This window comes from Mesorhizobium sp. CA15 (assembly GCF_020165215.1).
GTDB lineage: Bacteria > Pseudomonadota > Alphaproteobacteria > Rhizobiales > Rhizobiaceae > Mesorhizobium.
This window is the reverse complement of the sequence record NZ_JAIUHQ010000022.1, coordinates 1-15,293: the sequence shown is the minus strand read 5'-3', so window position 1 is coordinate 15,293 and position 15,293 is coordinate 1. Positions and strand designations below refer to the sequence as shown.

Sequence of the window (15,293 nt, the reverse complement as noted above, 5' to 3'; positions counted from 1 at the left end):
GGTTTCGCGACAATCAATGGACCTCGCACCGGCCGACATTATCCTGATTCAGGATCTTCTCGGATCGCGGTGGACGCAATGATGAAGCCGGCTGATAGCGTTGAGAATTAAACATGTAAGAAAACCGTAGACCCAACACCATTCCACTCCACCCCTCCTTCTGCTTCAATACCGCCTCCACCACGCCGGAGCACTGCCCATCCCAACCGACCCCTTCGCTCCCCTCCGCCAACGTTTCCTCACCCGCTGCGCCGATCAACTCGCCGAGCTGAAGGCCATCGCGCATCAGGCCGCTCGCCTGTCCGGCAACGACCCGCTGATCCGTCTCGCTCACTCCCTCGCCGGCGCCGCGGGCACGTTCGGCTTTGCGGAGATCAGCGCGCGGGCTTCCACGCTGGAGACGCTGCTTATCGAGCAGGCGGATGGCGCAAGCATGCGCGCGGCGCTCGATGCACTTATCGCTGAGATCGAGCGAACGCTGGCCTGAGCTCCCGACCGGGGCTCACCTCCTTGCAGCGCTGTCGCCGCCCGCCACGCCTATTTCTTGGCGCCGCCGAGGCCGGTCCTAGTCATCTCGCCCCAGCCCTGATTGCCGCGCAAAAATTGCCAACAGCCTTTCACGCGCCAGAAATTGTTGAGCTGGCGGTAGCCGAAATTCTCGATCACGGCGGCGGCCGTCAGCACGGCGAGGTCCCTGGCGCGGGGGAAGCGCTGCAGCTCGGCCTCTTCGAGGATCAGCGAGCAGACGCTGACGCAGACGCCATAGGTGAAAATGAGCGCGGTGAAGGCCAGAAGATATTCGGCCGACAGGATGCCGAGCAGCCAGAAGGCCGGGATCAGGACATAGCCCAGCACCTCGGCAACCGGTCCCAGCACGTCGACGATCAATATGTGGCCGAAGCCGAGGAAGCCGACTCGGCCATAGCGCGGGTTGAACAGCATCGAGCGGTAGCGGAAGAAGCATTCGAGCGCGCCGCGCTGCCAGCGCGAGCGCTGGCGGGCGAGCACGCTCAGCGTTTCCGGCGCCTCGGTCCAGCACACCGGCTCGGGAATGAACTGGATGCGGTATTTGCGCTTCCTGTCGCGCATATAGCGGTGCAGCTTGATGACGAGGTCGAGGTCCTCGCCCATCGAGCCCTTGGTGAAGCCGCCCACCGCCACCACTTCGGCGCGGCGGAACATGCCGAAGGCGCCGGACACCAGCATTAGCGTGTTGATGCTGCTCCAGGCCAGCCGCGCCATGAGGAAGGCGCGCAGATATTCGACCACCTGGAACAAAGGCAGTAGGCGGCGCGGAAGGTGGATCTCGCGCACCCTGCCCGCCTCGATCCTCGAGCCGTTGGCGATGCGGATCGTGCCGCCCACGGCGATGGTGCGCTCGGGGTCGTCGATGAAGGGCTGGGCGGCGCGCATCAGTGCGTCGGGCTCGAGGATGGAATCGCCATCGATGACGCAGAAGAGCGGCGCGCGGCAGACATTGATGCCGGCGTTCTGGGCATCGGCCTTGCCGCCATTTTCCTTGTCGACCACGAACAGCCGCTCGGTCATCGGCGAGGAATAGAGGCCGCGGATCGGCTGGTGCGCCAGCGCCTCCTCATAAGGGCGGTGGAACTTCACCAGCTTGAAAGCCTCGATCAGTCGCTGCAGCGTGTCGTCCTTCGAGCCGTCATTGATGACGACCACCTCGAAATTCGGATATTCGAGCGCCAGCATCGAATGGACGCTCTCGACCACGTTCAACGCCTCGTTATAGGCGGGCACCAAGAGCGCGATCGGCGGCGCGACGTCGCCATAGCGCTGCCACAGCAGCGCCGAGCGCGCCACCGGCGGGCGCTGGGACAGGGCGTAGCCGGCGACGACGAGCTGCAAAAGATAGATCGTCGTCTGCGCCAGCCCCGCCCCGATGATGAACCAGGACAGGATGGTGGCGGCAAGAACGACCTCGTGGCTCCAGTCGGCGATCATAGGGCCGGCCCCTCGGCAAGAATGAGCGAGGCGGTGCGCTGGCTGCGCGACACCTCGGCGGAAGCGATCTCGCGCAGCAGCCGCTCTCCCGGCTGCCCGAAGGAGCGCAGCGCGTTGGCGGCGGCATAGCGCACGGTCCAGACCTCGTCGTCCAACAGCGTGGACAGCGGCGCGGCAAGCTCGGGCAGGCCGAGACGGCCCGCGGATTCGGCGGCGGCGGCGCGCACGTCCCAGTCGTCGTTGGCCATGCCGCGCTTGAGGATGGCCGAGGCCTCGGCGTGCCCCGTCAGGCCCAGCGCCCGCAGCGCGGCGGCGGCAACCTCGGGCGCGCCATCGCCGGTCAGCCCGGCGAAGAAATCGGCGAAGCCGAAACCGCCGGCCCGCGCCAGCGCGTCGATCGCGGCCGCCCGGATGAAGGGCGAGGCGTCGACCCGCGACGCGTGTACCGCAAGCTCGTTGAAGCGCGAGCGCGGAAAGCGCCGGAACAGCTCGATCAGCCGCCGCGAGCGCTGCCCCGCCACGCCGATGAAGTCCAGCGCGGTGCCGAGCAGAGGCAGGCTGCCGAGATCGCAAAGCGCGATGGCGGCCGCGATCCTGACTTCGCGCGCGCGATCCTGGGCGAGTGCTGAAAGCAGGTTTGCCGACGCATCGTCCGAACCCAGCGCCGCCAGCATCTCGGCGGCGTGGATGCGTTCGGCGACGTTGCCTTTCCGCAGCTGCCTTGCGACACGGGCCGGCAGGCCGCATTCGTTGAAGGCGACAAGCACATCGTCCCTCTCCTCGCCGCGCAGCAGTGAAATGAACTCGAAGCCGGCGTCGATCGCCACGCCGGCCGGCACGCCAAGCACCGTCGCCTTCAACGCCTCGCGATCGCGGTTTTCAGTGAACGCGATCAGCGCGGTCAGAATCTGGCGCCGCTGCTCGGCCGCCGCCCTGCCCCGGCGCTCCTGCAGCACGCGGCGCGCGATCAGCAGCAGCATGATCACCAGGGACATCGCGCTGAGCAGTATCGACAGGTCCCAGATGTACCACATGGTCAGAACCGCGCCGTCACGCCGAGGCCGAATATGTTGCGGTCGAATGTCGGGCGTTCTTCATGCGCGATACTGGCGCGCAGCGTCAGCGGATCGCTGACGTCGAAGGAAAGACCGCCGAACACGGTGCGCGTCGGGATCAATGCGCCGTCGTCGATCTCCGGGGCGTCGGCATAGCCGGCGAAGACGTTGAAACGCTCCGTCACCGCAAGGTCGGCGCGAAGCACATAGCCGTCGGCGCGCGTGCCAATATCGTCCTCGGCATGCACCCAGCGGGCCGAGAGCCCCAGGCGGCCGTCGAAGACATAGCCTTGGATCCAGGGCTGGATGCTGGTGACGCCGGTATCGGCGAAATCGTCGTAGCGGGCGTCGATGTTGAGCGAGAGTGGACCGAACGCCTTTGCCGGCGCCACCACCTTCCAGGACGTGCCGGCGCCGACGGAATAGCGCGCCAGAAAATCGGCATCCGGGGTCGCCGCGGCGAGCACATAAGCGGAGAAGGCCGGCGTGAAGGCCTGGTCGATGCGGCCCTCGAGCTGGACGTCGCTGCGGCCGAAACGGGTCGCCAGCCGGGTGTGGCCGGAAATGGTCGTGCGCGGCGAAAGCCGATAGGCAAGACCGGCCGAGCTGTCGGTCCAGTCGCCGAGACCATTGGTGAGATCGCTCACCTCGCTGCCGATATCGAGCCGCCATTCGCGCGGCGGCGGTACGGAGAGCCTCTGCTCGATGTCGGCGGAGCCCGGCTCGATGGCGAGCGCCTGGGTGTACGCCTGGCGCGCGGCCTCGTCATCGCCCTCGCCGCGGCGCACATCGCCGATCCCCACCAGCGCCTCGGCATTGCGCGGTTCAAGCGCCAGTACGCGCTGGAACGACTGTTCGGCCCGCCGATAGTCGCCTTCGAGCAGGGCGATCCTGCCATCGAGGTCGAGCGCCTCGGCATTGTCCGGCGCGCTGGCCAGCGCCTCGTCGACCAGCGCACGGGCGCGCGGCGTGTCGCCCTGCCAGATCGCCAGGCGCACCTTGCCGAGACGCGCATCGAGAAGACCGGGCTTGATGGCCAGCGCCTGGTCGAAAAACTGACCGGCTTCGTCGAAGCGCTGGCTGGAGCCGACGACAAAGCCAAGCGCGACCAGGATGTCGGTGTTCTTCGGCGCCAGCTTCAGGGCGCGGCGATAGGCCTTCTCCGCCTCGGGCAGCTTGCCTGCCTGGCGTAGGCGCCTGCCCTCTTCCATCAAGCCGGGGACGGAATCGGGCCGGTGATGCGGTGGTTTCTTCGCCGCCGCCGGGGCTGCGCGAACCGGCTTCGGCTTGCTGATCACCCCCTGTTTCGCCTTGCGGATGTTTTCGACCAGCTTTGCTGCGTCGGCATTGCTGGGGTCGGCCTGCGCGACCTGCTCGGCAAGCGGTAGTGCCGCGTCCAGATTGCCGGACCTGAACTCGACCTCGGCCATGCCGAAAGAGGCATCGCGATAGGTCGGAGCAATGGAAAGGGCTTTGGAGAAGGCGTCGCGCGCCGCCTGAAGGTCGTTGCGGCCAAGCTCGGCGAAGCCAAGCTGGACCAGCGCGTCGGCATTGTCGGGCTTGAGCGCCAGCGCGCGCTTGAGCAGGTCGGCAGCCTCGTCGAAATGCTGGGCCCGCCTCGCCTTCACGGCAGACGCGTAGAGTGCGTCGGCCGTCTGCGCCAGCGCTGCGTACGGAGCGGTCGCGACAGCCAGGATCAGGCAGGCGGCGAGGCTCAAGCGCCGGCCGCCCCGCATCAGCGCTTCCCGCTCTTGCGAGCGATCAGCCGCGCGAGCCTGGCCAGAAGTTCCTCGGGGATGAACGGCTTCACCAGATAGTCGTCGGCGCCCTTTTCCAAGGCCGAGACGATGTCCTTTTCGCCCTTGCGGGCAGTCAGCATGACAACTGGCGTTCCAGACAGATCCGGGTCGCCCTTGATGCGCGCCAGCACTTCTAGGCCGTCGACCTTCGGCATCATCGCGTCGAGCACGATGATGTCGGGTTCGTCCTGCTGCGCCTTGGCCAGCGCTTCGGCGCCGTCAGCGGCCTTGATGACCTCGTATCCCTTCGCCTTCAACCTGAATTCCATCAGCTCGAGCAACAAGGGATCATCGTCGCAGATCAGAACTTTTGCCTTCTCTCCATTCACCAGTCCCGCTCCGGTTCCGTCGCCCCCCGGAGTGATCGCCCATGAACCCACATCCGCCAATGCGGTTCATGCCAAGGTCCACAAGGGCAATCCCAAGCAGGACCATTCCGCGCAAATCATAGATAAGCCGATTCGCGACGATCGCATTTCGATGCAATCAGTAGATGAATATCGGCGTATGGTATAGGAGGCGTAAACGGCAAACAGAGCTTGCCGACAACCTTCTGCCACCGACCTGTGTCGGCGCGTCAGGCCAGGCCGCCGGCCGACGAAAGCAGCTTCCTGACTTCACCGGCAAGCGCCAGCGGGTCGAAGGGCTTCGCGATGACGCCGACCGCGCCCATGTTCAGATAGCGATCGACCTCGTGCGTCTGGGTGCGCGCCGTGATGAACACCACGGGTATCGACGCCGTCGGCTGCGATGCAGCCAGACGCCTCAGCGTCTCCGGCCCGTCCATGTCCGGCATCATCACGTCGAGCAGGATGAGGTCGGGCCGCCATTCCGCCGCATCAGCCAGCGCCTGGACGCCCGAAGCGCAGGACCGCACCTCGAATTCCGGCTCGAGCTCGAGCGACATCTGGGCGATTTCGCGGATGTCGTCCTCGTCGTCCACATAAAGGATTCTTGCCGGCATAACCGTCACTCCTTGGCTTGCGCGGAGGCTCCCGCGCCGTCGCGGGCCGAAGTCAACATGTTTCTGACCAGCCTTGCGACATCGATCTCCGACGACTTGGTCTTGGTCATGATTGCCTGGATCCGATCGCCCAGCTTGTCGTCCAGCTCCGCCGCGGAAAACACGATGACTGCTGTTTCGAGCGGCAGATCGGCAAGCAGGTCCAATCCCGATCCGTCTGGGAGCGCGATGTCCAGGATGACAAGATCGAAACGATGGTTCGCGACCGCGGCCTGGGCGTCCTTGAGCGTTTTCGCCGAGGTGATCGAGACGCCCGACCCTAGGCCCTCCGACATCACGGCGAGCACGCCCTCGTCGTCCTCGACATGCAGAATCCGCGGCTTCGGCTCGACCTTGCGACCGACGATCTTGGCGAGAGCGGCGTGAAGACGTTTCGAATCCACCGGTTTCTCCAGCCAGTCGACGATGCCGACCGCGGTGCCGTTCAGGGAGCGCCTGGCCTCGTCGGCGACCGCGGAGATGACGATCACCGAAATGTCGGAATTCACCGGCGAGGCCCTGATATCGTGAAAGAGCTTGATGCCGGATTCCCCCGCCAGCTTGATGTCGAGCGTCAGCGCCACGTAATCGCGGGAGGCCAGCAGAGCCTTGGCGGTGCCGATGTCAGGGGCGACGTCGCTGGAAAAGCCTTCGGCGTCGAGAAGTGCGGCGATCACCGCGGCGACGTCGGGCTCGTCCTCGCAAATCAGGACACGCAGGCGGCTATCGCGCTTGCGCGACCGGCGCTCGACAAAGACCGGTTTTTCCTCCTGCCTGTGCGCTTCGGCCAGGTCGACGTGAAACGACGTTCCCTTGCCTTCCTCTGTTTCGAAGGAAACGGCCCCGCCCAGCTTTTCGACAATGGTCTTGACGATGTTCAAGCCGAGGCCCGTGCCTCCCTTCCTGCGTGTGCTTGACGCGTCGGCCTGCTCGAACTTGCCGAATATGCGGCTGCGGAACGCTTCGGGAATGCCGGCGCCCTCGTCGATCACGGAGATGCGCAGCACGTCGCTGTCACGGCGCTGCAACTTCACCATCACGGTGCCGCCGTGGTCGGAGAACTTGATCGCGTTCGACAGGAGGTTCGCCATCACCTGGTGCAGGCGGTCGGGGTCGATATTGGCCTCGGCGCGCGGCGCATCATCGACCAGGACGATGCGGATCCTGCTCTCGGCCATGTAATTGGAACTGGCGGCGATGGCCTGCTCCAGGACCGGGCGCAGGGGCATCTGCTTGATCTTGAAGCTGATCATGCCCGATTCGATCTTCTCTATGTCGAGGATGTCGTTGATGAGAAGAACCAGCCTCTCGCTGTTGTTGTGGGCAATGTTGACGAGATTAGCCGCCTTGGGAGGCAATTCGCCCGCGACGCCCGCCGCGATCAGGCCGAGCGAACCGCGGATCGACGTCAGCGGTGTGCGCAGCTCGTGGCTGACCGTCGAGATGAAGTCGTTCTTGAGCTGGGCGTTTTTCTTCTGCTCGGTGATGTCGCGATTATAGGTAATGACGCCGACGATCTTGCCGGTCTCGTCGCGAAGGGGAGCCTTCAAGGTGTAAAGCCAGCCCTGGCTGCCATCTGGGAAAAGCGCGGGCTGGTCGATGCGCGATGTCAGCCCGGTCTCCAGCGCGCCCATTTCATCCTGCCTGAAACGCTCGGCCACGTCCTTCGGATAGAAATCGAAATCCGTCTTGCCGATAAGGTTCTCGGCCGAGGCGGCGCGCATCATTTCGGCGGTGGCCGGGTTTGCAACCACAAAGCGGCCGTCGGCATCCTTCACGTTGAGGCAATCCGGCAGCTCGCGGACCATGGCGCGGTAGATCATGTTGGACATAGCGAGATCGCGACGCCGTTGCTGCCGGTCGAGCAGCACGCCGATGATGAAGGTGCCGAGGAATCGGAATACCAAGGACGGCAGCGTGCTCTGCTGAACGAAGGTGGCGAGGACCTGCTGGGGAATGGCCACAAGCGTGATCAGCCCGGCGAGCGCGACCGTCACGCCCAGACCGAGTATATCGAGCATAGTGCGCGAGCGGACCGCGACGACGTGGTGCCACGCCAGCCCGACGATGGCCGTGATCAGGATGCTCATGATGCCGACACTCGCGCCCTGCCCGCCAAGATAGGCGCGATAGGCAATGGAGCCTGCGGTTGCGACGAACATCGCCGGCCATCCGCCGAAGAAGGCGGCCGCGCCGATAAAGGCGGCACGCAGGTCGACCGCAAAACCGGAGACGTTCAGGGCCGTCGCCATGGAAATGATCGAACCCGCGCACATGACAGCGCCCAGAATCAGCGACTGCATCAACCGCGGCAGGCGCCCGGTGAAATCCGCCACGAGGTCCCAGGCGACGACTAGGATCGAGACGAGGGCAAGATTGCCCAGGAGTGAGCGCCAGATCTCGGTCATGACTTTCCAACTCCTTTTTGCCGATAGATACCGGCAAAACCTATCCGAGGTCTAAAGAGCCCTGCGCATCGCCCGCGCTGGAGTGATTACCGCCTCGGGCTGGCCATTTTGGGAACATCGCCTGCTTGCACCTGTCGTAACGGCAGTTTGCCCATAGGTGTGGTATTTTTGCCACCCCAAATTCCCGCAACCCCTGCTAGAACCTCGTCGGGTTTTAACTTGGGGTTATGGGCTATGCTTCTTCGTATTTCTGCGAAATCCGTTTTGCTGGGCGCCGTTTCGGCCGTCGCTTTGATGTCGGCCGCGCAGGCCGCCGACGTGGTCCAAGAGCAGGCGGCTCCGGGCTTCAACTGGAGCGGCGTCTATGTCGGCTTCGGCGTCGGCGCCGGCGCCAATGTGCACAAGCTCAGCAGCGATTTTGTGCCTGTTTCACTGAACGGCATCGGTGGCGAAGGCGTCTACGGCCAGGTGACTGCCGGCTATGATTACATGGTCTCGCAGCGCTTTCTGCTCGGCGGCCTGATCGACGCGCATGTCGGCACGATCAAGACTTCGCTCGATGCCGGCGGCTTCAACGCCGATATCAAGGAGACCTACGGTTTCGACGTCGGCATGCGCGCCGGTTATCTGCTGACGCCGAGCACGCTGGGCTACGTTCTGGGCGGTTACGCCTGGCAGAAGTACAAGCTCGACAGCAATGCCGGTATTGGATTCGATTGGGATCAGGGCGGCTACTTTGTCGGTGCCGGTGTCGAAACTGCGATCAACAGCAACTGGACGCTGAAGGGCGAGTATCGCTACACCCGCTTCAGCACCAACGACAGCCTGCTCTCGGATGCAGGCCTGCCGGTGCCGGACGGCACGCTCAACCTGGACACCTCGCGCCATACGTTTGAAGTCGCCGCCAGCTATCGCTTCAACGCCAATGACGGCGGCGGCGCCAGCTTCGAGACGCCTTCCTATAACTGGACCGGCTTCTATGTCGGCGGTGGGCTCGGCGCCGGCGCGGTCGTGCACCAGATCGAGATTCCGCCGCTCGCCGGCGCCAAGTTCAATGGCCTCGGCGGCGAAGGCGTGTTCGGCGAAGCCAGCATCGGCTACGACCAGGACATGGGCAGTTGGGTGGTCGGCGGCCTCGTCGACGCTCGTCTCTCCGGCATTAAGTCGAAGCTTGAGCTGGGCGGGTTCCTGGGTGTCGACTCGATCAACCTCAATACCGATTATGGTTTCGACGTGCTCGGCCGCATCGGCATGAAGGTCAACGAGGCGACGCTGGCCTACGCGCTCGCTGGCTACAGCTGGCAGCACTTCAAGCTCGATGCTCCGGCACCGCTCGACGCCGATTGGGGCTCCAGTGGCTTCTCGGTCGGCGCGGGCCTGGAAACTGCCCTGTCGGACAAGATGACCGTCGGCATCGAATACCGTTACTCGCAATTCGAGAAGGAAGACTTCTCGGATGCATTGCCGATCCCGAGCGGTCTCGCGATGGCGACGCCGTCCTTCCACACCGTGCGGATCGACGCCAAGTACAAGTTCAACTAAGCCAAGGCCTCCAGCCAAAGCGAAAGCCCGCCGGTCATTCCGGCGGGCTTTTTATTTTGTCGGGAACGCGCCGGCGTGGCCGTCCTATGGTGCGAGACCTAACCAATAGAGGATGCCATGAGAAAGCTCATCGTCACCGAATTCATCACCATCGACGGAATCGCCGAGCACGAGAGGCTGCCGAACGTCGCCTGGACCGACGAGATGCAGGCCTTCAAGGAGGATGAGCTTGCCGACAGCGGCGCCATGCTTCTCGGACGCGTGACCTACGAAATCTTTGCCGGCCACTGGCCTGCGGAAAAAGGCGACTTCGCCGACCGCTTCAACGCACTGCCGAAATATGTCGCCTCGACGACCTTGAAAGCGGTCGATTGGCATCCGGCCGAATTGCTCGAAGGCCCCGTTACCGATGCGGTCACCCGGCTGAAGCAACGAAGCGGCGGCAACATCTATGTGCATGGCAGCGTGAATCTCGCCCGGCAACTGCTCGGCGTTGGCCTTGTCGATACCCTCAGACTGCTCGTTTATCCGGCAGCCGCAGGCCAGGGCGAACGGCTCTTTCCCTCGGACAAACCGACGGCGCTCGAGCTTGTTTCGGCCGTGCCGTTCAGCAATGGCGTGGTGGCGATGGAATACAGGGCGGTCGCGAAAGCTTAGACTAGATCAGGATGACGTTTCGTTGAATCGCCATCCTGATCTAACTCTTTGTTGGAGCATGATCTTCTCCGAAAACCGGTTCCCACTTTTCGGGATCATGCTCTAGAGCGGCGGTTTTCCGTCCGGAATTGCGTCAAAACAAAGAGATAGGCGTTTCGCCGTTTCCATGAAACGGTGAAACGTACTGATGGCCTACTGTCTAAATGCCCGGCTGATCTGATCCTGCAGCGGCTTGACCAGATAAGACATCACCGAGCGATCCTCGGTCCTGATGAAGGATTCCACCGGCATGCCGGGAACCAGCTTGACCTCGCCGAGCCGCGCGACCTCGGCGGCCGTCGTGGTAATGCGCACCGTGTAATAGCTGACGCCCGTGCGCTGGTCGGTGGTGATGTCGGGCGAGGTTCGCTCGACGACGCCGTTGATCTGCGGCGTGGTGCGCTGGTTGAAGGCCGAAAAGCGCAGCGAAGCGGGCTGGCCGACCCACAGCTGGTCGATGTCGCTCGGCGCGATCTTGGCTTCCACCGCAAGTCTGTCATTGTCGGGCACGACCTGCATGATCGTCTCGCCCGGCTTCACTACGCCGCCGATCGTATAGGCGATCGACTGCTGCACGACGCCGTCCTGCGGCGCGCGGATGTCGACCCGCTTCAACTGGTCCTCGGCGGCGACCTTGCGCTCCAGAAGCTCGCCCATCTGGCCGTCGACGTCGCGCAGGTCCTTGTTCACTTCGGTGCTGAGGTCGAGATCGATCTGGATGATCTGCAGCTTGATCTCGGCGATCCGTCCCTGCGCCTGAGCCTGGGCCGCAATCAGCTGGCCGCGCTCGCCATCGAGGCGCGTGGCCTCTCGCTCGGTCTGGGTCAGCCGGTCGATGGAGATGAGCTTCTTGGCCCAGAGCGTACGCACCGAGGCAAGCTCCTTCTGCACCAGCTCGATCTCCTTGCTCTTGGCCTCAGCCTGCGCCGTGTCGCCGGCGATCTCCTTTTCGAGTTGCGCGATGCGTTCCTCAAGCTGGCTCTTCTGGCCGGCGCGGGACGTGCGCCGTGTCTCGAAATGCTGCTTTTCGCCGGCCACCGCCTCGGCGACGTCAGGATCGGCAATGCGGTCCAAAAGCTCGTTCGGAAAGATGATGGCGTCGCTGCCGCGGCGCTCCGAATCGAGGCGCGCCTTGCGCGCGGCGAGCTGGTCGAGCGCCTTGCTCACCACGCCAAGGTTGGCTGCCGGCACAGTGCGGTCGAGACGGACCAGAAGATCTCCCGCTTTCACGTGGTCGCCGTCCCGGGCATCGATCTCCGCAACGATGCCGCCGGTGGAATGCTGCACGTCCTTGACGTGGGAATCGACGACGAGGGCGCCGGGGGCGATGACCGCGCCGGCGATCTCGGTGACCGATGCCCAGCCACCGACGCCGCCCGCAAGCAGGAGCACCACGCCGACGCCAAGCCGCGTGTAGAAGCGGATGGATAAATGCGAGGCGCTTGATGCAGCCATGTCAGCGCCCTGCCTCGGTTCCGTCGGCAACGGCCAGATGGGGACCGTCGGAAGCCACTCTCAGTTGCGGCGCGCCGGTCGGCACCGGCCGCAGCGTCGGGAACATCTTGGCGAACACCTCGTCCTTCGGGCCGAAGGCATGGACGCGTCCCTGATTCATCGCCAGCACGAAATCGACCGCCGCCAGCACGTTCGGCCGGTGCGCGACGAGCACGACAACCCCGCCCCGTTCGCGGACGCCCAACATGGCCTTGATCAGGGCCTGCTCGCCGTCCATGTCGAGGTTGGAATTCGGCTCGTCCAGGACCACGAGGAAAGGATCGCGATAGAGCGCGCGCGCCAGCGCGATGCGCTGGCGCTGACCGGCCGAGACCGCCTCGCCGTGCTCGCCAATCTCGGTTTCGTAGCCTTCGCGAAAACCGACGATCAGCTCGTGCGCGCCCGCCGCCTTCGCCGCGGCGATGATGGCGCCGGCGTCCGCGTCCGGCTCGAAGCGCGCGATGTTCTCGGCCACGGTGCCGGCGAAGAGCTCGACATCTTGCGGCAGGTATCCGATATGGCGGCCGCGCTCCGCCTGCGACCATTGATCGAGGTCGGCGCCGTCCAGCTTGATGCGGCCGGCGACCGGTTGCCAGGCGCCGACAAGCGCGCGCACCAGCGTGGATTTTCCCGACCCGCTCGGTCCGATGATGCCGACGCCGTGGCCCGCCTCCAGAGCGAAGCTTGCATCGTGAACCAGCAATCTCTGCGTGCCCGGGGCGCCGACCGAGACGTTTTGCATGCCGACATTCGCGCTCGGCGGCGGCAGCAACATCGGCTCGGTCTCAGCCGGCAGCGCCGCCAGCACCCTGTTCAGCCGCTGCCAGCCCTGGCGCGCGGTGACGAAGCCCTTCCAGTTGGCGATCGCAAGATCGACCGGAGCCAGCGCGCGGCCGCTGAGGATCGAGGCGGTGATGATAATACCCGCCGTTGCCTGCCCCTCGATGACCAGCCAGGCGCCGAGACCGAGCATCGACGACTGCAGCAGCATGCGCAGGACCTTCGATATCGCGCCGAAGCCGCCGGCCACGTCGCTCACCTTGCGCTGCTCGGCGATGTAATCGAGGTTGGCGTCTTCCCACCGCGCGGTCAGACCGCCGGCCATGCCCATGGCGGCAACGACTTCTGCGTTGCGATTGGCGGCGCTGACCAGGCCGTTGCGGCGGATGCCGCTCGACGTTCCCGACGAAACCGGCTTTCGCGTCAGCCGTTCGGCCATGATCGTGAGCGCGACCAGCACGATCGCGCCGACCAGCGCCGTCACGCCGAGCAGCCAGTGGAACATGAATATGATAAACAGATAGAGCGGCAGCCATGGCAGGTCGAAAAGCGCCGTTGGCCCGCTGCCCGACAGGAAGACGCGGACGCTGTCGAGGTCGCGCATCGGCTGCAAGCTGTCGCTGTCGCGGCCCGTCCTGAGGGGCAGACGCAGGATTGATTGATAGACTCGGCCGCCGAGCGCCTCGTCAAGAGCCCCGCCGATGCGGACGAGCACGCGTCCGCGCACGAATTCGAGCACTCCCTGTCCGCTATAGAGAATGAGGAGCAGGATGGAGAGGCCAGCCAGCGTCGGCAGGCTGCGGCTCGGCAGCACGCGATCATAGACCTCGAGCATATAGAGCGAGCCGGCGAGCATCAGAACGTTAAGGATGCCGCTGAACAGCCCGACCGCAAGGAAAGCGGAGCGGCAGGCGCGAAGGGCCTCAGCAAGCTCTGAGCCAGGCGGGCGCTTAGTCGGCTTTGCGGCCGGCCGGGTGGACGCGGCAACTTTGGCAGCCGCGTCACGCTCGCCGAAATCAGCAGGACGGGCACGAAACAAAACCAGACCACCGAAACCGGCGATCGCCGTTGCGCCCAACACCGTGCCCCCCGAGAGCGATCCGGCCGCAACAATCGCCACGCCAAGGACGAGAAGGACGAGGCCCGCCAGCCTCGCCCTCGCCTGCCCTGTGCCGAACATGCCGGTTGTTGCCATGTCGGTTTTTCGCCAGGCCTGATTGTTCCGCTCAGCTGATGCCCGTCAGTCCTCCGACTTCGTGCAGGGTCACCCAGAATTGGTCAAGCGTATTCGGGTGCTCGTCGATGATGCTGGTGCCGTTGAACCAGGCGACATGGCCGCCGGGGCCGGAGGTCACCAACTGGCCTTGGTTGAACCACATCAGGGCGTTCTTCAACCCTTCGCCGTCGGCTTCTTTGCCCCCATTCCAGTCCGTGATGCCCGTGCTGGCGTCGGTAACGTCGACATATTTGGTCCAAGCCGTGGAGCTGGTCTTTACAGCACTGCCCCCTAGCGCCGAGCCGTTCTGGTCGACGATGCCGTCGCTATTGGTGTCGACATTGACGCCGAGGTTTGCCCAGGCGCCCTGACCGGTGAGCCACATCACTGCCTCGCCGACCAGATCGTTAGGCTGGGCGACGTGGTTGTCGATATTGAGCTGAGCGGCAATCGCCTGCTGCAGCATGATCACTCTGGCGTCACCGCTGGTCGAGGCCGATTCAATGGATTTCGCCAAGCTTATCGAAATCAGCAGGGTGTGTTCGTTAGCGTCTGTCGTGCCATTGCCGTTACTGTCACCCAGCAGCAGGTAGCCATCGCTGCGCGGATTGATATCAGGCCCGGACAGAACTCCGCTGGCGATGGCGCTCTTGGTGGGCTTACCCTCATTGCCGTCCACATTGTCCCAGGCATCCGAGTGACTTCCCCAGAAGCCCTGCGTCAGGGCCTTGTTGGAGAAACCCTCATAGTCGCTGCTGTCGGTGGCGCTCGGCGTGCGCGAATGGCCGGCGGTGTCCGTATACGCGTCGGTCGTGGCCGTCGCGTTGTTGACGTAGCTGCCCAGTTGCGCCGTGCCGGTAGCCTTGTAGTGCCAAGTCTCGCCGACATCGAGCAGACCGTTGCCGTTGGTGTCGCCGGTATTGAATCCGCCGCTGGTGATTGCCGAAGCATTGAAGTCGTCACTAGGATTGAGCGGAGTACCGTTGTCATCCTTCACGACCACATTGGTGAGCGCGACATTGCCGTCATTGGTGACATCGTAGGTCCAGGTGACCGCCTGACCTTGGAAGATGTTGAGGCCGTGGTCGACGCCGTTCGTCTTCTTGTCGAGCGTAATGTGAGGATCGGCGCCGAAGTAGCTGGAATCATCATGGGCGGTAACCGGCACGCTGTGACCGGCATCGTCCTGATAGGAACTGGTGGCCGTGCCGGTGTTCTCGTAGGCCCCGGCTTGCGAGGTGCCACTGGCCGTGAAGATCCAGGACTCGCCGATGTCGAACACGCCGTCCAGATCGGTGTCGCCGATGTTGTGGGTGGCATCGGCAAGCACCGCGA

General features: G+C 64.4%; 13 protein-coding genes. 3 read left to right on the top strand and 10 right to left on the bottom strand.

Annotation, left to right across the window (positions count from 1 at the left end):
* Window positions 1-13 precede the first annotated feature (13 nt).
* Window positions 14-334 carry a hypothetical protein gene (locus LB515_RS25245; protein ID WP_224601610.1) on the bottom strand — a complete coding sequence of 107 codons (321 nt, stop codon included), beginning with the start codon at window positions 332-334 and terminating at the stop codon, window positions 14-16.
* Between LB515_RS25245 and LB515_RS25240 the strand changes: the two genes are divergently transcribed.
* Window positions 269-487 carry an Hpt domain-containing protein gene (locus LB515_RS25240; RefSeq protein WP_224601805.1) on the top strand — a complete coding sequence of 73 codons (219 nt, stop codon included), beginning with the start codon at window positions 269-271 and terminating at the stop codon, window positions 485-487. The genes LB515_RS25245 and LB515_RS25240 overlap by 66 nt on opposite strands.
* 50 nt (window positions 488-537) lie before the next feature.
* Here LB515_RS25240 and LB515_RS25235 read toward each other — a convergent pair whose 3' ends face one another.
* From LB515_RS25235 to LB515_RS25210, 6 genes are all read right to left on the bottom strand, one after another.
* Window positions 538-1,965, bottom strand: coding sequence for a glycosyltransferase family 2 protein (locus LB515_RS25235; RefSeq protein ID WP_224544730.1), 1,428 nt, complete (start codon window positions 1,963-1,965; stop codon window positions 538-540).
* Complete coding sequence (locus LB515_RS25230; RefSeq protein ID WP_224544729.1) at window positions 1,962-2,999, bottom strand: HEAT repeat domain-containing protein; 1,038 nt, start codon at window positions 2,997-2,999, stop codon at window positions 1,962-1,964. Before LB515_RS25230 ends, LB515_RS25235 begins: the two co-directional genes overlap by 4 nt.
* Window positions 3,000-3,001: 2 nt before the next feature.
* Entirely contained in the window at window positions 3,002-4,756 is a 1,755-nt protein-coding gene (locus LB515_RS25225) for a YaiO family outer membrane beta-barrel protein (protein ID WP_224709323.1), read from the bottom strand.
* Window positions 4,756-5,148 carry a response regulator transcription factor gene (locus LB515_RS25220; RefSeq protein WP_224709322.1) on the bottom strand — a complete coding sequence of 131 codons (393 nt, stop codon included), beginning with the start codon at window positions 5,146-5,148 and terminating at the stop codon, window positions 4,756-4,758. The genes LB515_RS25225 and LB515_RS25220 overlap by 1 nt, the downstream gene beginning before the upstream one ends.
* 248 nt (window positions 5,149-5,396) lie before the next feature.
* Window positions 5,397-5,783, bottom strand: coding sequence for a response regulator (locus LB515_RS25215; RefSeq protein WP_224544726.1), 387 nt, complete (start codon window positions 5,781-5,783; stop codon window positions 5,397-5,399).
* A 5-nt stretch (window positions 5,784-5,788) separates the two neighbouring features.
* Entirely contained in the window at window positions 5,789-8,230 is a 2,442-nt protein-coding gene (locus LB515_RS25210; RefSeq protein WP_224709321.1) for an ATP-binding protein, read from the bottom strand.
* A 234-nt stretch (window positions 8,231-8,464) separates the two neighbouring features.
* Here LB515_RS25210 and LB515_RS25205 point away from each other — a divergent pair, with 234 nt between their 5' ends.
* Entirely contained in the window at window positions 8,465-9,772 is a 1,308-nt protein-coding gene (locus LB515_RS25205) for an outer membrane protein (RefSeq protein WP_224709320.1), read from the top strand.
* A 117-nt stretch (window positions 9,773-9,889) separates the two neighbouring features.
* Entirely contained in the window at window positions 9,890-10,429 is a 540-nt protein-coding gene (locus tag LB515_RS25200; protein WP_224709319.1) for a dihydrofolate reductase family protein, read from the top strand.
* Between the two features lie 192 nt (window positions 10,430-10,621).
* On the opposite strand, the gene LB515_RS25195 is transcribed toward LB515_RS25200, so the two are convergent.
* The 3 genes from LB515_RS25195 to LB515_RS25185 all read right to left on the bottom strand — a co-directional run.
* Complete coding sequence (locus LB515_RS25195; protein ID WP_224709318.1) at window positions 10,622-11,923, bottom strand: HlyD family type I secretion periplasmic adaptor subunit; 1,302 nt, start codon at window positions 11,921-11,923, stop codon at window positions 10,622-10,624.
* Window position 11,924: 1 nt separating this feature from the next.
* Complete coding sequence (locus tag LB515_RS25190; protein ID WP_224709317.1) at window positions 11,925-13,937, bottom strand: type I secretion system permease/ATPase; 2,013 nt, start codon at window positions 13,935-13,937, stop codon at window positions 11,925-11,927.
* Between the two features lie 31 nt (window positions 13,938-13,968).
* On the bottom strand, window positions 13,969-15,293 hold a 1,325-nt coding region (locus LB515_RS25185), incomplete at its 5' end, for a hypothetical protein (protein ID WP_224709316.1).